This window comes from Bacillus sp. 9.4 (genome assembly GCF_055486415.1).
In genome coordinates this window covers 610,890-632,439 of record NZ_JBVFMU010000002.1, presented here as the reverse complement: position 1 = coordinate 632,439, position 21,550 = coordinate 610,890, and the positions used below count along the sequence as shown (strand labels likewise).

Genomic DNA, 21,550 nt, shown 5'->3' with positions numbered 1-21,550 from the left:
GATGAAAATGGTTAACATTATTCAAGACTTTATTCCGGTTGGCGCAAATAACCGTCCAGGCTACGCAATGACGCCGCTTTACATTACGGTGCACAACACAGCGAATACCGCAGTAGGAGCAGATGCTGCAGCGCATGCCCGCTATTTGAAAAATCCTGATACGACGACAAGCTGGCATTTTACAGTTGATGATACAGAAATTTATCAGCATCTGCCTTTAAATGAAAACGGCTGGCATGCGGGAGACGGAAATGGCAGCGGCAACCGGGCTTCTATTGGAATTGAAATTTGCGAAAATGCCGATGGCGATTTTGCAAAAGCAACAGCAAATGCCCAGTGGCTCATCAAAACATTAATGGCTCAACATAATATCAGTCTCGCCAATGTCGTCCCTCATAAGTATTGGTCAGGGAAGGAATGTCCGCGAAAATTGTTAGATACGTGGGATTCGTTCAAAGCAGGAATTGGAGGAGGCGGCAGCCAAACTTACGTCGTGAAACAGGGCGACACGCTTACATCCATAGCGAGAGCATTTGGTGTTACGGTTGCTCAGCTGCAAGAGTGGAACAATATCGAAGACCCGAATCTTATTCGCGTTGGTCAAGTATTAATTGTAAGTGCTCCATCGTCCGCTGAAGAACCCGAGTTGTATCCGCTCCCAGATGGTATCATTCAATTGACAACACCATATACCTCAGGAGAACACGTCTTTCAGGTGCAACGAGCACTTGCGGCTCTGTATTTTTACCCTGATAAAGGCGCTGTTAACAACGGAATTGACGGCGTTTACGGACCGAAAACAGCTGACGCAGTTGCCCGTTTTCAGTCTGTTAACGGTCTAACTGCTGACGGTATCTATGGGCCTGCGACGAAAGCGAAGATCGCAGCGCAATTAAGCTGATCAAAGACCATAAAAAATCCCGGAGCCGCTCCGGGATTTATTTTTTCTTCTTCAACTTTTTAATAATTCCAGCACTGCGCTCCCTCACCCGAAGCGAGTACCCGGAAAGCCCAAACCTTCCGTAATCAACAAACTTCACACGTCTCACCAATTTTTTCACTGTATCACCTGACATTATCCTCTGTTTGTATTTATTATATGTAACCCTTTAAGAAAAGGAATAAGGACAAGAGCTGTTTTCCCTTGTCCTTTTAGTGTGATCATGCTTTTTTTCGTTTATACTCGTCAATCAGCCGTTCGTTTTCTTTGAAGATTCTTGCTGTATGCGGACTGACTTGATAGCTTGCGACACTGGTGGTTGAACGTTTTTTCAGGATTTTAAACGGCTTCGCCGCTCTGGGCTCGCATCTGTTTTGAAACGCACTTTCCATTATCCTTCACCTTCCTCCTCAATTGGCAGCACCAAATCATATATGCTCGTTAATGACGTAAATAGCAAATAATCAAATTCCGTGACAATGCTGTCAGACGTCAGCTTGATGACATAGTTCTGTGTCTCGATGGTAAAGGGGATGAGAACCACTTTTCCGTATTGGTCGTAATAAACATCCTTTCGATCGAGCCGTGTTTGTACATCTGCCGGATCATCCATATGCTCGGTTAACCGGTCTTTATCAGCCTGTGTCGAATAGTGGCAAAGAGAAGCCGTTAAGTTCATTTTATCAGCATAGGTTTTCAGCAGCTTATCAATACCTTCAGCATAAGCATCTATACTTCCATAATAAACATGGATCGGCTCGTTTTTCAATAGGTATTGGTATGTTTTCAGCCGATTGAGGTACATGTGGAGCATTTCGTTGTTTTCTTCAAGAATTTCTCTTGTGTCTGTTTCAAGCTCGCTGCCGGCCAGTTTTTTGACGTATGCACTTAAGAAGATAAAAGCATCAATCAAAGCAAAACTGACTGCGACAATGAGATACCGTTCCCAGTGGGTAAATAGGGAAGTGGGCTCATATGTCCAGTATACCATAGCGCCCAGAACGAACAGCAAATACCAAGTTTTCCGGATGGCGGACATTTTTTCTTTGACCTTCGCTTCGAAACGCCACGTGGCATACACGTATAACCCCAGTCCGGCCACGATGCACCAGACCATGATCTGAAAGAATAAAACCATATTCGAATCCCTCACATCTGAAATAGGTTCTGCTTATTGTATTCGAGAGATCCGGATGGTTTTCCTGTTCCATCAAAAAAACCGCTCCTTTGACAGAAGCGGTGTGACATTAAAATATCATATTTAAAATAAAGTAGGCGATGGCACCAAGTGTCGCTGAAATCGGAAGCGTGATGACCCATGTAATGAGCATTCGCTTGGCCGTACCCCAGTTTACGCCTTTTACCCGGTGTGACGCACCGACGCCAAGAATTGATGAAGAAATGACGTGGGTTGTACTGACCGGCAAATGAATAAACGTGGCGCCGAAAATAATGGCTGCTCCGGTTAAGTCAGCGGAAACACCGTTTACCGGGCGGATTTTCATGATCTTTCCGCCAACGGTTTTGATGATTTTCCAGCCGCCGATTGATGTTCCGAGACCCATGGCTGTTGCGCAGGCGAATTGCACCCAGGTTGGGATATCATTAGCAGAAGTATGTAAATTTGCTGTGATGAGAGCCATTGTGATAATACCCATTGCTTTTTGCGCATCATTTGTGCCGTGTGTATACGATTGCAGGGCAGCTGTTACAATCTGCACTCTGCGGAATTGCTTGTTCGTTTTCGCCAAATTGCTGTCTTTGAATATCAGCTTGACGATGGTGTATAAAATATACCCAACGACAAAAGCAAGAATCGGTGAAAGGATCAGTGCTTCAATGATTTTAATGAAACCTTTATAATTTAATGAAGCAAATCCGGCTGCCGCTACTGCCGCACCGGCAATTGCCCCGATGATGGCATGGGATGAGCTGCTTGGAATACCGTAGTACCATGTGATCAGGTTCCAGGCAATCGCAGCGATTAACGCAGCCAAAATCACGACTGAGCCATTTTCCAGCGTATAAGGATCCACAATGTCTTTTGTAATGGTTTTGGCAACACCTGTGAATGTCATTGCTCCGATAAAGTTCATCACAGCCGCCATTATTATGGCATGGCGCGGTTTCAGCGCTTTTGTCGATACCGAAGTCGCAATTGCGTTCGCCGTATCATGAAACCCGTTGATGAAATCAAACGCCAGAGCACAAATGACTATTAGTATCGTTAATATTAATAGAATATCCATTTTTACCCCTCGTTACGCGTTTTTCATAATGATGGTTTCAAGATTATTGGCAACACTTTGACAAGAGTCGGCGATTTCTTCAAGCGTTTCGTATATTTCACGATATTGAATGACTTTGATTGGATCTGTTTCATTTCCGAAAAGATTCTTTAATGATTTTCTGTGCAAGTTGTCACAGCTGTGCTCATACTCTTTAATTTTGATTGCGTGAGGCTGAATATCCTTTAAGCGATTTTCTGCCAGCAGCTCGATCGTAATCAAAATCTCTTTCGCACATTCTCTGATGTATCCGCTGAATTTATCGATATGCTCGTCTGATGAAGTAATTGAGAAAATCTCCATCATGGCAGAGAAATGTTCGATTCCGTCAAGCACATCATCCAAGCTGTTTGTCAGCTGAAGGATATCTTCGCGCTCAATAGGAGTGATGAACGCTTTGTTAAGCTCTTTAATCATGACATGAACATGATTGTCACCTTTTGTTTCATATTCCTTTAACGTATCTGCAAATTCTTTAAGAGTCGTTTGGTTAGTGACCTTAAAATTCACAAAATATTCTGCAGTTTCGTCTATGTTCTTTGCAATTTCTGTTAAAAGGAGTGAGAACTTATCTTTTTTTCTTCTTATCATTAAAAACCCTCCATAGTTTGAATGAACAATGCACACATCAAATTATTATATAGCCTTTTGTCGAAAAAAAACAGGTAAAGTCGAAAAAAACGCATCTTGACTTTTTCGATAAATCGTGTCTCCTTATTTTGACCTACTTCGCTTTTAAAAAACGACCCAAGTTTGCAAAAACTTTCTGCTTAACGTAAAAAGTATATCAAAAGTTGTGTTTTTCCTGTCAACTTTTATCTTCTGTTTCACCAAAAAACGGTTCCCTAAACAAGGGAACCGTTTTATCAGCTTGCTTTTCGTTTTTTCATCCCGTAATAAACAGGCAGTCCGGCAAGGCCGATGAGGATGGATAATCCGCAGCTCATTGTATCTGTAATGAGTGTGCTGCCTAACACAAAGAAGGAGCCCGCGATTGCCAGAATTGGCATAAATGGATAAAGCGGAACACTGTAGGCGCGCTTTTCTCCCTTTGCTCGCTTGCGGAGAATAAACACTGCAAAAAAGGCCATCACATAAAAAATGTAGATCATGAAAATGGAGATTTCTGAGAGCTTATCAGGGTTGCTGATCAGCATCATAATCAAAGCCAAAGCAATTTGAAAAGAAATCGCAATCCATGGTGTGCGGAACGACGGGTGTACATGTGACAGTTTTTCAGCAAATGGAAGCTGTTTGCGTTCCGCCATTGCAAATGAAACACGCGGGAAAGAAAGCACTTTTCCATTTAAGCACCCAAAGATGCTGACGATAATCCCGACACTGATCAGCTTTCCGCCAATTGAACCGAACAGCATGGTTGCAGCGGTGCTTGTCGCATTTTCACCAAGCGTGACAATTTCGTTCGCTGACAGGATGTGAAGCAATGCAAAATTAATGAAAATATAGATCGCCGTTACAATTAATAATCCGCCCGTCATAGCGCGTGGCAGCAGCTTTTCGGGATTTTTCATTTCTCCGCCGAGAGCGGCTAGGAGAATCCATCCGTCATAAGCAAACAACGTAGCTAAAATAGCCGCCCCGAAGTTCATATCGGAAATGCTTTCGTTTACTGCTGTGAAGATGTGCTGATCCCCTTTCCAAAGGCCAAAGATGATGATGCAGGCAATCGGAATCAGTTTTCCGATCGTTGTCAGCGTTTGGACAAAACCGCCATATTTTGTACCAATAATATTAATGACGCATAAAAAGAGAACTGCTATGATTCCAATGACTTTTGATAGTCCAGATCCCCAGCCGAAAAGATTCGCCATTAAAGATCCAAAATATAAACCCAGCGCGCCAATAATCGCCGGGCCGTAAATGATAATCTGCACCCAGCCGCACAAAAATCCCCAAAACTCGCCGTACACTTCTTCAAGGTACGTATAAAGACCGCCGGTTTTTGGAATCTGCGTTCCGATTTCCGCGATTGTCAAACCGCCCGCCAATGTTAAAATACCGCCTAACAGCCAGGCGAATAGCGCCGTTTTTGAATCACCTGAATAAGCAAGCACAGCGCCGGGCTTCATAAAAACACCAGAACCGATAATGGTTCCGATGACAAGAGTAAGGGCAAACAAGAGGCCTATCTCTTTTTTCAAACCGTTGTCTTCAGTATGCATGTCCTTAACCTCCTATGATGTTGAAGCTTCATGTTGAAGAATCTATTTTTTCATATTGTAAACCCTATTTTAGAAAAGTGAAATAAAATAAATTTTCTGATTTTCGAAATTTGCTTTAGGTACAGCAGATAAAACTGTGGAAATACCTGTTTTAACGATCTATAAACGAATAAAATTCATGATTTTTATTTACAAAGTTCGTGTTTTCTGTATTAGGATTTTAGCCGGTACAGAGGGGAGGTGAGAATTCAGAAAATGAACGAACCTTCGGTGAAGCTGATATGTTGACTTTCTCATGCGAATAAAATACTTTGTTATTAGAACAATAAATATACAATTATGATATGATATCTCGAAATCGAGATAAAATAACCTGGAGGGACAGCATATGAAAGTTAACGGCATTCACCACGTATCGGCATTAACGGCCGACGCACAAAAAAACTTGGATTTCTATAAGAAAGTATTAGGATTAAAGCTCGTCAAAAAATCCGTCAATCAGGATGAACCGACAATGTACCATCTTTTCTACGGAGATGAAGTGGCAAACCCGGGAACTGAGCTGACGTTTTTCGAGATTCCCCGCATTGCACCGTTTCATGCGGGAACAAACAGTATTTCTTCTATTGGATTGCGCGTTCCAGGCACAGAAGCCCTGCATTACTGGAAAGAACGTTTTGAAGAGCAGCAAGTAACGCACAGCGGCATCTCCAAAAGAGCCGGACGTGACATATTGGCATTTCAAGATCATGAAGGGCAGCGACTTGTGCTGACTGCTGATGAGGAAGGAAAAGGATATGGCCTGCCTGTTAAACAGAGCGGCATACCGGAAGAATTTTCGTTTCGCGGGTTAGGGCCGGTTGAACTGACTGTGCCATATGCTGAACCAACCTTACACGTATTGACGAATATTCTTGGATTTACAGAAATCAGCCGTGAACCAGTCGAAGGGCAAGGAACCGCCGTTATTTTGGAATCAGGAGAAGGCGGTGCTGCAACGGAAATCCATTTAATAGAAAGAAACGATCTTCCGCGCGAGCGTCAAGGCAAAGGAAGTGTCCACCACGTCGCATTTCGGGTAAGAGATGAAGAAGAACTTGCCGGGTGGCACCGGATCATCAGCCGGGAAGGCTTTAGCAATTCAGGCATTGTGGAGCGCTACTATTTCAAGGCGCTGTATTTCAGAGAACCGAACGGCATTTTGTTCGAGTTATCAACGGACGGACCGGGCTTTATGGTAGATGAAAATCTTGACGAGCTTGGCCAAACGATTGCTCTTCCGCCATATCTTGAGCATCGAAGAGCTGAAATTGAAGCAAAATTGAAACCGATCCAGTAAATTGTGATTCATTTGCCTTCCGGCGTGCCGGAAGGCTTTTTTATTTTGAGAAAACGCATCGCCGATTACGATTTGGAGAAAGGGCTTGAAACCAGCTGTATATAGGATGATTGGCATGAAATGACCTCGGCAAAAATATTGTCTTTGTTTATTAATAGTTTATTCATATTTGCTTGTTACACTATTCCCAAGTTAGACAAAAAGGAGTGAAAAACACGTGGAAAAGAAAAAACGCGAGCTGGATATTTTCCTCATCCTCATTTTGCTCGCATCTGCATTCTTAAATATCTATAACATCTGGAATGATGATACGGTGAATCCTTATTACACCGCTGCAGTCACAAGTATGATGCAAAGCTTTCATAATTTTTTCTATGCCTCATTCGACGCGGCGGGGTTTATAACGGTTGATAAACCGCCCATTACGTTCCAGATACAAACCATCAGCGCACTTATATTCAGTATGCACGGCTGGAGCGTCATCCTGCCTCAGGCACTTGCTGGTGTAGGTTCTGTCCTTTTAATGTATCTGTTAATAAAACCGACATTCGGTAAGACAGCAGCAAGAATTGCCTCTTTCATCATGGCATGTACACCGATTGCTGTAGCTGTAGCACGTACAAACAATGTTGATGCATTACTGGTATTTTTCTTATTGCTGGCTACATGGCTTCTCTTTAAAGCGATCAGAAAAGGAAAGCTGATCTGGCTGTTAGCAGCATTTTTCGTTGTTGGAGTAGGTTTCAATACAAAAATGCTGCAGGCTTACATGATTTTACCGGCCTTCCTATTGTTCTATTTGATTGCGGCAAATGCCGCGGTGAAGAAAAAAATCATTTCGCTGGTAAGTGCGTTAGCCGTATTAGCAGCCGTTTCGTTATCGTGGCCGCTCATTGTCGACAATATCCCTGCAAGCAAGCGGCCTTATATCGGAAGCAGCCAAACCAACTCTGTTTTGGAATTGGCTTTTGGCTATAACGGAATCCAGCGGCTGACAGGCCAAAATTCAGGCGGCGGCCAGGGTGCGCCAAACAAAGACGCTTCAAAAGAAATGTCTTCTTCTGATAACACTCAAGCACCGCCTAATCAGTCATCAAGCAGCAGCTCATCAAGCGATGGTAAATCCTCAAATGGCAATATGACGGCACCTCCATCCAATGGCCAAATGCCAAGCGGAGGAGAAATGCCAAGCGGCGGTCAAGGAGGCCCTCCAAGCGGCGGAGATGGCGGCCAAGGCGGACCCGGCGGAGACGGAGGGAAAGGCGGTACAGGAACCGGTTCGAAAATGCAATCAGGTTCAGGGATGTTTGGAACGGGAACACCTGGTCCACTGCGGCTTTTCCAACAAGAGTTATCTGATCAAATCAGCTGGCTTCTGCCATTTGCGATATTTGGAATCGCAGGCTTACTGATCGCTGGCGCAAGAGAAAGAAGAAGATTATCTATAGAGCAGAAGGAAACGGTGTTCTGGGTTGCGTGGCTTGTACCGATTGCCGGATTCTTCAGTGTCGCAGAATTTTTCCATCATTATTATCTCATCATGCTGGCACCGCCGATTGCGGCTCTTGTCGGTGCGGGGTGGGTTGCCCTTGTTCATCTGTACCGCAATCAGACAGGCTGGAAAGCATGGCTTTTGCCGGGAGCAATTATTGCGACAACTGGATTTGAATTGTTTATTCTCAGAAACTACAACGATCAAATCGGTGCAGGCTGGAGCATCGGTGTAGGTGTTATCGGCGTGTTGTCAGCGATTGCTTTGCTGCTGTTTAAACAGCGCCAAAAACCGTTCAGTTATTATGTTTCAATTGCAGCTCTCCTCGCATTGCTGGTGATGCCGACTTATTGGGCAAGTACACCACTTCTGTACGGAGGCAACAGCTCACTGCCTGAAACAGGCCCTCAGCTCGCATCAATGAGCGGAAAAGGCATGGGAATGTCTGATGCGACTGTAAATGAAAAACTGATCAAATATCTAGAGGAGAATAACTCCGGAGCTGAATACCTATTCGCCACAACCGATTCGAACACAGCGGCACCATATATCATTAAAACGAAAAAAGCTGTCATGGCTATTGGCGGATTCAGCGGTTCTGACCCGGCGATCACACTGACTCAATTCAAAAAACTTGTAAAAGAAGGAAAAGTGAAATACTTCTTGACTTCTGGAATGGGAAGAGGCGGAAACAATGACATTGTTGAATGGGTTGAGAAAAATGGAAAAGAAGTAGCATCAGAAAAATGGCAATCAAGTTCTGATCAAAAAACAGAAAATACTGATTCGGCTGATACATCAAGTAGCAAGGCTTCAGGTGAAAACGGCAAAATGGGCGGACCTGGCGGAATGAATCAGTCAGCAACATTATACGAACTACATGCTGATGAATAGGAGGCAAAAACATGAGCAGACATATTCAATATTCAATTGTTGTACCTGTGTATAATGAAGAGCTTGTCATTCATGAAACCTATCAGCGCTTAAAAGAGGTCATGGATCAAACGAAGGAAAACTACGAGCTGCTTTTTGTCAACGATGGCAGCAAAGACCGCAGTATTGAGATTTTAAGAGAGCACAGCCTGATCGATCCGAGGGTGAAAATTATTGATTTTTCAAGGAATTTTGGACACCAGATCGCCATTACGGCGGGTATGGATTATGCACAGGGGAATGCAATCGTCGTCATTGACGCCGATTTGCAGGACCCTCCTGAACTGATTTTAGATATGATTGAAAAGTGGAAGGAAGGCTATGAGGTCGTGTACGCCGTGCGGACTAAACGAAAAGGGGAAACCTTTTTCAAAAAACAAACCGCGGCTATGTTTTACCGGCTTCTCAGCGGTATGACAGATATTGATATCCCGATTGATACGGGGGATTTTCGTCTCATGGACAGAAAAGTCTGTGATGAAATGAAGAGATTAAAAGAAAAAAATCCATTTGTCAGAGGGCTAGTCAGCTGGGTGGGTTTCAAACAGACAGCGGTCGAGTATGTACGTGATGAAAGGCTTGCCGGAGAAACAAAGTACCCGCTCAAGAAAATGCTGAAGCTGTCAATGGACGGCATCACGACATTTTCACATAAACCGCTGAAGCTGGCAAGCTATGCGGGGATTTTAATGTCAGGTGCTGGATTTCTGTATATGTTTATCGTGCTGTATCTGAAGCTATTCACAGACAGCACGATTACCGGCTGGTCATCACTTATTGTGATCCAGCTCCTGTTCAGTGGCATTGTCCTTCTGATTTTGGGCGTGATCGGCGAATATATCGGCAGAATCTACGATGAAGCCAAAGACAGGCCGCTTTACATCGTCCAAAAATCGTATGGAATTGAAAATAAAAGACTCTATAGAGACCAGCATATGTCATAACCTCAAACTCCCTGTCCGTAATGGACAGGGGGTTTTTATGCTCTGAGCACGATCTAAAGCAAAAGATGCTGATAGATATATGGAGATTGGGTAAAGAAGAGATTGTGAGCTTGTACTGCGGTTCAGTCATGCCGAAATAAAAACAGCAAAACTTAAAGATTTCGTCATCGGCTTTGCTGCATGTCAGCTGTTATATTGGGGGGCTTTTAAGAAACGCATGATTAGAGCCGTACCAGTTATGTTTAATAGAATACTGGTACCCAATACAATTCCCCACGTCAACGTCGATTCAGAGAGAAGAAAGCTCAGCAAAAGAAAAGCCAATCCTGCGCAGATCATACTCAGTCCCACGGTTTGCATGTTCATGCCTCCTAGCAAACGATGTTTCTAGCATCTGATGTGAATGATGTCAATCTGTATGATATACGGATATCTCGTCAGAAAGTTTCATAGAACAATTAGGTCTTTTATCTAATAAAAAGCCTCAGACCGCTTTTACGGCCTGAGGCGTTATGTCTTACGAAGTTTTCTCTTCTTTTTGATCCAGTTTAATTTTTTTCGTCATTTCTTTGCCGTTTCGGAGAATTTTCACTTCAACGGTATCACCGATCTTTGCGTCTTTATATAAGATATTGCGCAATTCACTGCCTGTATCAATTTCTTTACCTTTTAGGCCGATGATAATATCCTCCGCTTTTAATCCGGCCTTTTCAGCAGGAGAGCCTGAAGCGACCTCACGGATGTAAACACCTTTATTCAGCTGGCTGCCGAACAGGCCGAGTGTGCCTTCTTGGTAATTTTGCGGCACTTGTTCTAGATCAAGCATGCTGACACCGATATATGGACGTTCAATTTGTCCTTTAGACAGCAATTCTTCAGCAATCGGTTTTACGTCATTGCTTGGAATGGCGAATCCGATACCCTCAACATCATCCTCACTGATTTTCATACTGTTAATGCCGACAATTTTGCCGTCTGTATTTAACAAAGGACCGCCGCTGTTACCTGGATTAATTGCTGCGTCTGTCTGAATGACGTTAATGCTCGTTTCGCCGGCTGATGTAGACATTGAAACCGTTCTGTCCACGCCGCTTACAATTCCTTGTGTTACTGTGCGGGACAGATCTTTTCCAAGCGGATCCCCAATCGCAATAACGGTCTCGCCTGTTCTGAGATCAGATGAATCACCGAAGTTTGCCACTTTTGTGACGTGGTCATCACTGATTTGGAGGACGGCTAAATCAGTTAACGAGTCACTGCCTACCAGCTTTGCAGTAACCTCAGTGCCGTCATATAAAGATACCTTCAGTGATGATGCCCCTTCTACGACGTGGTTATTTGTAATGATATAAGCCTTGCCATTCTCTTTTTTGAAAATGACACCTGACCCTGAACCGCTTTCTGTATCTTCGCTGGAATCAGAAGAACTAGAGCCGAACAAAGAGCTGTTTGATTGTGCCTGAAGATTTGTAATACCGACAATCGCTGGTGAAAGGTCTTCTACCATATCTGAGATTTTAGAAGAGTCCTCGCTCTTGAATGCAGATGAGCTGCTTGAGCTTGATGAGCTTTTTTTAGATTCAGAGGAGGTGCTTGTTGCTGTAACAGATTGCGTTTGCTGCTGGCTGGATGATTGTTTTGCAGTGTCCTGAGAATCATGGTCGCCAAGCGGTGTAAACGTGTAAATGCCAAGGGCGAGACTGCCGCCGATCACTCCGCCAAGCAACGGTCTGAACCATCCGAATCCTCGTTTTTTCTTCTCCTGATCATGAATGACATTGCGGGCCGAGTAGGAGGCGCTCTGATCGTTCTCTTTCGTTAAAAAGACCTCATTCTCATTACCTTTCGTTCTGTTTTCATCACGATAGTTATCCATCATGTTCACTCCGTTTCTCTATTTTCACATGTCTATTTATATTGATAGGTTTATGACTTGAGTTTATCATAAACAAAAACTGTGGGATAAAAATGAAAAGATTATGGGAAATTGTGAAAAAGTGCGGAAAACGGTACACTTCATATTGTATATGAAAGGACTGAGTCGATGGAACAGATTGGATTGATTGGATATGGCAGCATGGCGGATATGATCGCCAGACAGCTGTTGAAACATGAACAAATAAAAGAGAATGAGCTATTTATTGAGACGAGAACGAAGGGGGAGCGGCTGCGGGCACTCATGTCAGATTATCCAAACGTATCGGCTGATCCGTTGGAGAATTGGGCAAATACGTGCCAATTGATTTTGATATGCGTCCCGCCGCTCCATGTCATCGAAACAATGCGCCGTCTGCACCCGTATGTGAACAGAAATACTCACATCGTATCCATAGCTGCCGGTGTGCCGCTGCGTCTTTTGGAGGCAGAAACAGAGGCGGGTATCTCACGTGTTATTCCTGCCATTACGTCCGAAGCAGAAGCTGGCATCTCACTTGTCGTTCACAGTGAAGCACTGGCTGCAGAGAAAAAAGAACGTCTGAATGAATTGTTATCGGTTTTCAGCCGTGTACGAGAAATCAAAGAATCGAATTTAGATGCGGCCAGCAATTTAACGAGCTCGGCACCGGGATTCATAGCTGCAATCTTTGAAGAGCTGGCACTGTCTGCCGTCAGAAACAGCAGCCTGTCCAAAGAAGAAGCCTTTGATTTTCTGATTCATTCGCTATACGGAACTGGCAAGGTGCTGATCGAAAAAAATATGTCTTTCGAGGAGACGCTGGAACGTGTCGCAACCAAAGGCGGAATAACGGGAGAGGGAGCTGAGGTGATACGCGCCTCTGTGCCGGACGTTTTTGATGAGGTGTTTGAAAGAACCCTGAAAAAATATGAACTGCTTACAGAACAGGTTGGTAAACAGACATGAATCCTTGAAAGAGGATTCTTTTTTTATCACTGAATGATTGAGATTTTCCCAGTTATATTGCATTTTTCCTCTTTTTTTAATATAATCTGTTAGAATATTCATAATTTAGTAAAAAAGGAGGAGCGTTATGAAATTGTACATGTCAGTAGATATGGAAGGTATTTCGGGTCTTCCGGACGATACCTTTGTGGATTCCGGCAAGCGGAATTATGAACGCGGACGGCTTATCATGACTGAAGAAGCAAACTACTGTATTGCTGAAGCGTTTAACAGCGGGTGTACCGAGGTGCTGGTCAATGACAGTCATTCGAAGATGAATAATCTGATGGTTGAAAAGCTTCACCCTGAAGCAGACTTGATTTCTGGTGACGTCAAACCATTTTCAATGGTGGAGGGACTGGATGATACGTTTACAGGCGCTTTGTTTCTCGGTTATCATGCGAGAGCCTCGACTCCTGGTGTCATGTCACACAGCATGATTTTCGGCGTCCGTCATTTTTACATAAACGATCGGCCTGTCGGTGAGCTTGGATTAAATGCATACGTTGCCGGTTATTATGATGTCCCGGTATTAATGGTAGCCGGGGATGACCGGGCGGCGAAGGAAGCAGAAGAGCTTATCCCGAACGTGACGACAGCCGCAGTCAAACAAACCATTTCAAGATCCGCAGTGAAGTGCTTGTCGCCTGCGAAAGCCGGACGGGTGTTGACAGAAAAAACCGCATTTGCCCTGCAAAACAAGGACAAAGTCAAGCCGCTCACACCGCCTGACAGGCCAGTTCTGAGCATTGAATTCGCCAATTATGGCCAAGCAGAATGGGCGAATCTGATGCCGGGAACGGAAATCAAGACGGGAACTACAACCGTTCAATTTCAGGCGAAGGACATGCTTGAAGCCTATCAGGCGATGCTTGTCATGACTGAGCTTGCGATGCGGACATCATTCTGCTAAAGGGGTGTTTTAGGCTTTGGCGCGATACATGATAAAGCGTTTTTGGGCAATGGCAGCTACGATTTTGGTGATTACCACCCTGACTTTTGTTCTCATGAAGGTCATTCCCGGATCTCCTTTTAACGAGGAGAGAGGCACAAATGAAGCCGTTCAAAAAAATCTCGAAGCCTACTATCACTTAGACGATCCTCTCATTTTCCAATACATTTTCTACTTAAAATCCATCATTACATTCGATTTCGGACCTTCAATTAAAAAACCGTCGGACAGCGTAAATGATATGCTGGAACGCGGATTTCCCGTTTCCTTTGAGCTTGGGATGACAGCGATTGTCATTGCTGTGATTTCTGGGCTGGTGCTGGGCGTAATCGCTGCACTCCGCCGCAATGGGTTTTTGGACTACGCCGCGATGAGTCTTGCAGTACTCGGCATCTCCATCCCGAATTTTATTCTGGCAACATTGCTCATTCAGCAATTTGCTGTCAATCTCAAACTATTTCCCGCTGCGACATGGACGAGCCCGATTCATATGGTGCTTCCGACCGCAGCGCTTGCTGTAGGGCCAATGGCGATCATTGCCAGGCTGACACGGTCGAGCATGGTCGAAGTTCTGACACAGGATTATATCCGCACAGCAAAAGCAAAAGGGCTTTCTCCGTTCAAAATTATCGTAAAACACGCACTCAGAAATGCACTCATGCCCGTCATTACCGTCCTGGGCACACTCGTCGCCAGCATCTTAACAGGAAGCTTTGTCATTGAAAAAATCTTTGCCATTCCGGGAATGGGAAAATATTTTGTTGAAAGCATTAATCAGCGGGACTATCCCGTGATTATGGGAACGACCGTTTTTTACAGCGTCATTCTGATTATCATGCTGTTTTTGGTCGATTTGGCCTACGGTCTCTTAGACCCGCGCATTAAACTGCATAAGAAAGGGTGAAGCGTGTGAATCTCCCTGTACAAACGGATGAACGCCAGCCAGAACAGCACAATCAGGTGCCTGATGAGTGGTTTGTCTCGAATCAGGAAAAAAATCGGGAAGCCGATTCGGTCAAGCGGCCGAGTTTGTCATACACGCAGGATGCCTGGAGGAGGCTGAAAAAAAATAAATTAGCGATGGCCGGACTCTTTATTCTTTTATTTCTTTTTGTCATGGCAGTTATCGGGCCCTTTTTATCGCCCCATAGTGTCGTACGCCAATCGCTGACAGAACAAAATCTTCCGCCCTCAGCCGATCATTGGTTCGGCACCGATGAACTCGGCCGGGATGTGTTTACCCGAACATGGTATGGCGCGAGAATCTCGTTGTTTGTCGGCGTGATGGCAGCACTGATTGATTTTTTGATCGGTGTCATTTACGGAGGCGTTGCCGGCTATAAAGGCGGCAGGATTGACAGCATTATGATGCGGATTATCGAAGTGCTGTACGGACTGCCGTACCTGCTTGTTGTCATTTTGCTGATGGTGCTCATGGGACCGGGACTGGGCACTATTATTGTGGCGCTGACTGTGACCGGGTGGGTCGGCATGGCGAGAATTGTAAGAGGCCAGGTACTTCAGATTAAAAATTATGAATATGTACTCGCCTCGAAAACCTTTGGCGCGAAAACCTTTCGCATCATCCGGAAGAATTTGCTGCCGAATACTATGGGAGCGATCATCGTACAAATGACATTAACCGTACCTGCCGCTATATTCGCAGAATCATTTTTAAGCTTTCTCGGCCTCGGCATACAGGCTCCGTTTGCAAGTTGGGGCGTGATGGCGAATGACGGCCTGCCTACGATTTTGTCTGGGCATTGGTGGCGCCTGTTTTTTCCGGCCTTTTTCATATCTCTGACGATGTACGCGTTTAATGTGCTGGGGGACGGATTGCAGGATGCGCTTGACCCTAAGCTGAGGAGGTAGCTGTATGGAAAAAGTTCTGTCAGTCCAAAATCTGCACGTGTCTTTTACGACTTACGGCGGGACGGTTCAGGCGGTCAGAGGGGTGAGCTTTGATTTGTATAAAGGAGAAACCTTTGCGATCGTCGGCGAATCCGGCTGCGGCAAAAGCGTTACCTCCCAAAGCATCATGGGCCTGCTTCCGCCTTATTCGGCGAAGGTGACAGAAGGCAGCATTCTATTTAAAAACAAAGACCTTTGCCGTCTCTCTGACAAAGAAATGAGAAGTATAAGGGGAGCCGACATTTCTATGATTTTTCAAGACCCGATGACGGCGTTAAACCCTACGCTGACTGTCGGCGACCAGCTGGGGGAAGCGCTATTGCGCCACAAAAAAATGAGCAAAAAAGCGGCACGGAAAGAGGTGCTTTCCATGCTGTCATTGGTTGGTATTCCAGATCCCGAAGAGCGCCTAAAGCAATATCCCCACCAATTCAGCGGCGGCATGAGACAGCGGATTGTCATTGCGATGGCGCTGATTTGCGAGCCTGACATCTTAATTGCGGATGAACCGACCACCGCCCTGGATGTAACCATTCAGGCCCAGATTTTAGAGCTGTTTAAAGAGATTCAGAGAAAAACGAATGTGTCTGTCATTCTGATTACACATGATTTAGGGGTCGTTGCCCAGGTAGCTGACAGAGTCGCAGTCATGTATGCCGGGAAAATGGCGGAAATCGGCACGAGAAAAGATATTTTTTATCAGCCGCAGCACCCTTATACAAAAGGACTGCTGGGTTCTGTCCCGCGGCTGGATTTAGATGGCGCTGAGCTGACCCCGATCGACGGAACGCCGCCGGATTTATTTTCGCCTCCGCCGGGCTGCCCGTTTGCCGCCCGCTGTCCGAACAGGATGGTTGTGTGTGACAGGGTGTACCCGGGCCAGACGATCAGATCTGACTCGCACACCGTCAACTGCTGGCTGCAGGATCAACGAGCAGAGCATGCGGTGCTGTCAGGAGATGCGAAGGATTGAACATGAAAAGGGGGAAGAGGATGAAACGAGTGAAAAAGCTATGGGGCATGAGTCTTGCATTAGGACTTTCGTTTGCGCTGATGGGGTGCACAGCAAATGAACAGGCCGGAAAAGAAGGCAGTCATGATAAGGCAAAAACCAGCGGAGAAAAGGTGCTGTATGTAAATAATGAAAATGAACCGACTTCATTCGATCCGCCGATCGGCTTTAATAATGTGTCGTGGCAGCCGTTAAATAACATCATGGAGGGGCTGACGCGTCTTGGCAAAGATCATGAGCCCGAGCCGGCAATGGCGGAGAAGTGGTCTGTTTCGAAAGATAAAAAAACCTACACATTTACGATTCGGGAAAATGCGAAATGGACAAACGGAGATCCTGTAACAGCCGGAGACTTCGAATACGCGTGGAAGCGGATGCTTGATCCGAAAAAAGGCGCTTCATCGGCATTCCTAGGTTATTTTATTGAAGGCGGCGAAGCATATAACAGCGGGAAAGGGAAAAAAGACGATGTGAAGGTGACGGCAAAGGATGATCGAACCCTTGAAGTTACACTGGAAGCACCGCAAAAATATTTTCTGAGCGTTGTGTCCAATCCTGCGTATTTTCCGGTAAATGAAAAGGTCGATAAAGACAATCCGAAGTGGTTTGCTGAGGCGGATACATTTGTCGGAAACGGCCCGTTTAAGCTGACGGAATGGAAGCATGATGACAGCATCACAATGGAGAAAAGCGACACGTATTGGGATAAAGATACAGTGAAGCTTGATAAGGTGAAATGGGCGATGGTCAGTGACAGAAATACAGATTACCAGATGTTTCAATCAGGGGAACTTGATACCGCTTATGTCCCTGCTGAGCTGAGTGATCAGCTGCTTGATCAGGATAACGTCAATATTGTTGACCAGGCGGGTCTCTATTTCTATCGATTTAATGTCAACATGGAGCCGTTTCAAAATGAAAACATCAGAAAAGCCTTTGCGATGGCTGTGGATCAAGAGGAAATTGTAAAGTACGTCACGAAAAATAATGAAAAACCGGCGCGCGCCTTTGTATCGCCTGGATTTACGCAGCCTGACGGCAAAGATTTCCGTGAAGCAGGCGGAGACCTGATCAAGCCTAACGAAAGCAAAGCGAAGCAGCTGCTCGAAAAGGGCATGAAGGAAGAAAACTATAATAAGCTTCCTGCGATCACGCTTACTTACAGCACAAAGCCGGAGCATAAAAAGATTGCCGAAGCTATTCAGCAAAAATTGAAAAATAGCCTTGGAGTCGATGTGAAGCTGGCCAATATGGAATGGAACGTATTTTTAGAGGATCAAAAAGCGCTGAAATTCCAATTCTCTCAAAGCTCATTTTTGCCTGATTATGCAGACCCTATCAGTTTTCTGGAAGCCTTTCAAACGGGAAATTCGATGAACCGCACAGGCTGGGCCAATAAAGAATACGATCAGCTGATCAAACAGGCGAAAAATGAAGCCGATGAAAAAACACGGTTCTCTCTTATGCATCAAGCTGAAGAGCTGCTCATCAATAAAGCGCCGATCATCCCGGTTTATTTTTATAATCAGGTTCACCTGCAAAATGAACAAGTAAAGGGAATTGTCCGTCACCCTGTCGGCTATATCGATTTAAAATGGGCAGATAAAAACTGATGGCTGTGATTGAGGAAATACTGCTTCTTTATGCGAAGGAGCGGTATTTTTTCTCTTTCTTGCACGTATACGTAGGGTGCAGAGCAAATGAAAGGAGTGTTTTCGTTGAATTACAAGCCGAAAGCGCTGAAAAAGGGTGATATAGTCGGAGTGATCGCGCCCGCAAGTCCGCCGGATCAAAAAAAGCTTGACACCGCGCTTTTATTTTTAGAAGAGCTCGGTCTTCAGGTGAAGTTGGGCAAGGCGCTGAAAAACCAGCACGGCTATTTAGCGGGACAGGATGATGAGCGGCTGGCGGATCTCCATGAGATGTTCAGAGACGAGGAGGTAAAAGCAGTGTTGTGCGCATGCGGGGGTTTTGGGACAGGACGTATCGCCGCGGGCATTGATTTCAGCTTGATCCGCAAACACCCTAAAATCTTTTGGGGATACAGCGATATTACGTTTTTACATACTGCCATTCATCAAAACACAGGTCTTGTCACCTTCCATGGCCCGATGCTCAGCACGGATATTGGCCTTGACGACGTTCACCCGCTGACAAAAGCGTCATATAAGCAGCTCTTCCAGGAGACGGAATTCACCTATACAGAAGAGCTTTCTCCGCTGACCGAGCTTGTTCCTGGAAAAGCGGAAGGCGAGCTTGTCGGGGGAAATCTGTCTTTGCTGACGTCTACACTGGGCACGCCATTTGAAATTGATACGAGAGGAAAGCTTCTGTTTATTGAAGATATTGACGAGGAGCCTTATCAAATCGACCGAATGCTGAATCAGTTGAAAATGGCGGGGAAGCTGACGGAGGCGGCGGGAATTCTAGTTTGTGATTTTCACAATTGTGTCCCGGTGAAGCGAGAGAAGTCTCTCTCGCTTGAGCAGGTGCTGGAAGACTATATTATATCTGCGGGCAGGCCCGCTCTGAGAGGATTTAAAATCGGCCACTGCTCGCCAAGTATTGCCGTTCCGATCGGTGCGAAAGCTGTTATGAATACAGCAGAAAAAACAGTCGTAATAGAGGCGGGCGTTTCAGAAGGGGCGCTGAAGACATGAAAATCATTCGAATCGAAACAAGCCGAATCGCCGTTCCGCTGACAAAGCCGTTTAAAACTGCGCTTCGCACTGTGTATACGGCTGAATCAGTCATAGTAAGGATTACTTATGACAGCGGTGCAGTCGGATGGGGAGAAGCACCCCCGACGTTAGTGATTACAGGAGACAGCATGGATAGCATTGAAAGTGCCATTCACAATGTTTTGAAACCGGCATTGCTTGGAAAAAGCCTGGCGGGCTATGAGGCCGTTCTGCACGACATCCAGCATCTTCTTACAGGAAATATGAGCGCGAAGGCTGCTGTAGAAATGGCGCTATACGACGGCTGGGCGCAGATGTGCGGGCTGCCGCTTTATCAAATGCTTGGCGGATATCGAGATACGCTGGAAACAGATTATACCGTCAGTGTCAACTCACCTGAAGAGATGGCAGCTGATGCCGAGAATTATCTCAAACAAGGATTTCAAACGCTGAAAATAAAGGTCGGAAAAGATGATATTGCAACAGATATCGCCCGTATCCAGGAAATCAGAAAACGTGTCGGATCAGCTGTGAAACTGCGTTTAGACGCTAATCAGGGGTGGAGGCCGAAGGAAGCGGTAACTGCCATTCGGAAAATGGAGGATGCGGGTCTAGGCATTGAGCTTGTCGAGCAGCCTGTCCATAAAGATGATCTCGCTGGGCTTAAAAAGGTGACAGATGCAACAGATACGCCGATTATGGCTGATGAAAGTGTTTTTACACCGCGCCAGGCGTTCGAAGTTCTGCAAACCCGGAGCGCAGACTTGATCAATATTAAATTGATGAAAGCGGGCGGCATCAGCGGAGCAGAGAAAATTAATGCCATGGCGGAGGCCTGCGGGGTGGAGTGTATGGTCGGCAGCATGATCGAAACGAAGCTGGGCATTACGGCCGCGGCGCATTTTGCGGCAAGCAAGAGAAACATCACACGCTTTGATTTTGACGCGCCGCTGATGCTGAAAACAGATGTATTCAAAGGCGGCATAACATATCGCGGCAGCACGATTTCGATGCCTGGCAAACCGGGCCTCGGAATCACCGGGACTGCGCTTTTGAAAGGGGAAAAAGAGCAATGATGCACACTGTCATATCAGCAGTGGCCAACATCTGGACAGCGCCTGATTCACCGCGTCCGTCTGATCAATTCATGCTTCAACCGACTGTAAGGATCAGAGACTGGCTGGAGCGCATGACGTATGATGAACGGCTTGGATTATGTACAGACAATGTAATCCAAACTCAGGTTCTCTTTGGCGAAAAGGTACTTGTGACGGCGGAACAGGGGGAATGGGTTTCTGTGATCGTGCCTAGCCAGCCATCCCGAAAGGATCCGCGCGGATACCCGGGCTGGATGAAAAAGTACCAGCTGGAAAAAACAAAGCCCATCCATACACAACACGATATGATGATCAGCAAACCTGCTGCCTTTTTGTACAGAAGCAATGGGGAAAAGGAGATCGAATTAAGCTTTTTAACGGTTCTCCCCTTCATTGCAAAAGAAAACGGATATTTTAAGGTTTCGACCGTTTTGGGAGAAAGGTTTGTGAAGCAAAGTGATGCAGTGCCTGTCAGCCAACAGAAAGGGACTGCTGAAGACATCATTCAAACGGGTGCGTTTTTTCTTGGCCTTCCCTACCTGTGGGGAGGGATCAGCGGGTTTGGGTTTGATTGCTCCGGATTTATGTACAGTATATTTAAGGCGAATGGATACAGCATCCCCCGTGATGCGGGAGATCAGGCTAAGGCGGGGAAGGGTGTCCCGCTTGATGATATGAAAGCCGGTGACCTGCTGTTTTTTGCTTATGAGGAAGGAAAAGGAGCGATTCATCACGTCGGTCTGTATGTAGGCGGCGGGAAAATGCTGCATTCTCCAAAGACAGGGAAATCAATCGAAATCCTCACATTAAAAGAGACAATCTATGAAAAAGAATTATGTGCGGTGCGCCGCTGTTTTTCAGAATAAGGAGGGAGAC

At 45.5% G+C, this 21,550-nt stretch carries 20 protein-coding genes and 1 pseudogene; 14 read left to right on the top strand and 7 right to left on the bottom strand.

What is annotated here, in order from left to right; translation table 11 throughout:
• Window positions 1–7 precede the first annotated feature (7 nt).
• Window positions 8–901, top strand: coding sequence for an N-acetylmuramoyl-L-alanine amidase (locus ACZ07B_RS09750; RefSeq protein WP_217019694.1), 894 nt, complete (start codon window positions 8–10; stop codon window positions 899–901).
• Window positions 902–938: 37 nt separating this feature from the next.
• Here the strand turns inward: ACZ07B_RS09750 and spoIISC are convergent, their stop codons facing one another.
• The 6 genes from spoIISC to steT all read right to left on the bottom strand — a co-directional run bounded on the left by spoIISC (window position 939) and on the right by steT (window position 5,411).
• Entirely contained in the window at window positions 939–1,076 is a 138-nt protein-coding gene (spoIISC, locus tag ACZ07B_RS09745) for a three component toxin-antitoxin-antitoxin system antitoxin SpoIISC (RefSeq protein ID WP_003232648.1), read from the bottom strand.
• Between the two features lie 85 nt (window positions 1,077–1,161).
• On the bottom strand, window positions 1,162–1,332 hold the full coding sequence (gene spoIISB / locus ACZ07B_RS09740) for a three component toxin-antitoxin-antitoxin system antitoxin SpoIISB (protein ID WP_464877141.1): 171 nt from the start codon (window positions 1,330–1,332) through the stop codon (window positions 1,162–1,164).
• Window positions 1,332–2,078 (bottom strand): toxin-antitoxin-antitoxin system toxin SpoIISA, encoded by a 747-nt coding sequence (gene spoIISA, locus ACZ07B_RS09735; RefSeq protein ID WP_003244695.1) that lies wholly within the window; start codon window positions 2,076–2,078, stop codon window positions 1,332–1,334. The genes spoIISB and spoIISA overlap by 1 nt, the downstream gene beginning before the upstream one ends.
• Before the next feature lie 109 nt (window positions 2,079–2,187).
• On the bottom strand, window positions 2,188–3,189 hold the full coding sequence (locus tag ACZ07B_RS09730) for an inorganic phosphate transporter (protein ID WP_014476558.1): 1,002 nt from the start codon (window positions 3,187–3,189) through the stop codon (window positions 2,188–2,190).
• 12 nt (window positions 3,190–3,201) lie between these two features.
• Window positions 3,202–3,819, bottom strand: a complete 618-nt coding sequence (locus tag ACZ07B_RS09725; protein ID WP_003218470.1) for a DUF47 domain-containing protein — start codon at window positions 3,817–3,819, stop codon at window positions 3,202–3,204.
• 275 nt (window positions 3,820–4,094) lie between these two features.
• Window positions 4,095–5,411, bottom strand: coding sequence for a serine/threonine exchanger (gene steT, locus ACZ07B_RS09720; RefSeq protein ID WP_041850924.1), 1,317 nt, complete (start codon window positions 5,409–5,411; stop codon window positions 4,095–4,097).
• A 388-nt stretch (window positions 5,412–5,799) separates the two neighbouring features.
• Between steT and ACZ07B_RS09715 the strand changes: the two genes are divergently transcribed.
• The 4 genes and pseudogenes from ACZ07B_RS09715 (at window position 5,800) to ACZ07B_RS09700 (ending at window position 10,119) form a co-directional block, all read left to right on the top strand.
• The gene (locus tag ACZ07B_RS09715) at window positions 5,800–6,750 is read left to right on the top strand and encodes a ring-cleaving dioxygenase (RefSeq protein ID WP_003245086.1); all 951 of its coding nucleotides are present in this window, start codon (window positions 5,800–5,802) and stop codon (window positions 6,748–6,750) included.
• A 64-nt stretch (window positions 6,751–6,814) separates the two neighbouring features.
• Window positions 6,815–6,960 (top strand): annotated as a pseudogene (locus tag ACZ07B_RS09710) (hypothetical protein).
• Window positions 6,961–6,967: 7 nt separating this feature from the next.
• Entirely contained in the window at window positions 6,968–9,136 is a 2,169-nt protein-coding gene (locus ACZ07B_RS09705; protein ID WP_464877140.1) for a glycosyltransferase family 39 protein, read from the top strand.
• 11 nt (window positions 9,137–9,147) lie between these two features.
• On the top strand, window positions 9,148–10,119 hold the full coding sequence (locus ACZ07B_RS09700) for a glycosyltransferase family 2 protein (protein ID WP_015715747.1): 972 nt from the start codon (window positions 9,148–9,150) through the stop codon (window positions 10,117–10,119).
• A 517-nt stretch (window positions 10,120–10,636) separates the two neighbouring features.
• Here the strand turns inward: ACZ07B_RS09700 and htrA are convergent.
• The gene (gene htrA / locus ACZ07B_RS09695; RefSeq protein WP_041344803.1) at window positions 10,637–11,995 is read right to left on the bottom strand and encodes a serine protease HtrA; all 1,359 of its coding nucleotides are present in this window, start codon (window positions 11,993–11,995) and stop codon (window positions 10,637–10,639) included.
• A gap of 168 nt (window positions 11,996–12,163) precedes the next feature.
• Between htrA and proG the strand changes: the two genes are divergently transcribed.
• The 9 genes from proG to eepC all read left to right on the top strand — a co-directional run bounded on the left by proG (window position 12,164) and on the right by eepC (window position 21,540).
• On the top strand, window positions 12,164–12,982 hold the full coding sequence (proG, locus tag ACZ07B_RS09690; RefSeq protein ID WP_038428836.1) for a pyrroline-5-carboxylate reductase ProG: 819 nt from the start codon (window positions 12,164–12,166) through the stop codon (window positions 12,980–12,982).
• A gap of 127 nt (window positions 12,983–13,109) precedes the next feature.
• Window positions 13,110–13,934 carry a D-aminopeptidase DppA gene (gene dppA, locus ACZ07B_RS09685; protein ID WP_464877139.1) on the top strand — a complete coding sequence of 275 codons (825 nt, stop codon included), beginning with the start codon at window positions 13,110–13,112 and terminating at the stop codon, window positions 13,932–13,934.
• A 16-nt stretch (window positions 13,935–13,950) separates the two neighbouring features.
• On the top strand, window positions 13,951–14,877 hold the full coding sequence (gene dppB / locus ACZ07B_RS09680; RefSeq protein WP_003245446.1) for a dipeptide ABC transporter permease DppB: 927 nt from the start codon (window positions 13,951–13,953) through the stop codon (window positions 14,875–14,877).
• Window positions 14,878–14,882: 5 nt separating this feature from the next.
• Window positions 14,883–15,845, top strand: coding sequence for a dipeptide ABC transporter permease DppC (dppC, locus tag ACZ07B_RS09675; protein ID WP_014476568.1), 963 nt, complete (start codon window positions 14,883–14,885; stop codon window positions 15,843–15,845).
• Between the two features lie 4 nt (window positions 15,846–15,849).
• A complete protein-coding gene (gene dppD / locus ACZ07B_RS09670) occupies window positions 15,850–16,857 on the top strand; it encodes a dipeptide ABC transporter ATP-binding subunit DppD (RefSeq protein WP_217019690.1) in 1,008 nt (335 codons plus the stop codon).
• Window positions 16,858–16,859: 2 nt separating this feature from the next.
• On the top strand, window positions 16,860–18,509 hold the full coding sequence (gene dppE, locus ACZ07B_RS09665) for a dipeptide ABC transporter substrate-binding protein DppE (protein ID WP_445604031.1): 1,650 nt from the start codon (window positions 16,860–16,862) through the stop codon (window positions 18,507–18,509).
• An 87-nt stretch (window positions 18,510–18,596) separates the two neighbouring features.
• Window positions 18,597–19,556 carry a S66 peptidase family protein gene (locus ACZ07B_RS09660; RefSeq protein WP_464877138.1) on the top strand — a complete coding sequence of 320 codons (960 nt, stop codon included), beginning with the start codon at window positions 18,597–18,599 and terminating at the stop codon, window positions 19,554–19,556.
• A complete protein-coding gene (gene ykfB, locus ACZ07B_RS09655) occupies window positions 19,553–20,653 on the top strand; it encodes an L-Ala-D/L-Glu epimerase (RefSeq protein ID WP_464877137.1) in 1,101 nt (366 codons plus the stop codon). The genes ACZ07B_RS09660 and ykfB overlap by 4 nt, the downstream gene beginning before the upstream one ends.
• On the top strand, window positions 20,650–21,540 hold the full coding sequence (gene eepC / locus ACZ07B_RS09650) for a gamma-D-glutamyl-L-lysine dipeptidyl-peptidase (protein ID WP_163117435.1): 891 nt from the start codon (window positions 20,650–20,652) through the stop codon (window positions 21,538–21,540). Before ykfB ends, eepC begins: the two co-directional genes overlap by 4 nt.
• Window positions 21,541–21,550: the final 10 nt, after the last annotated feature.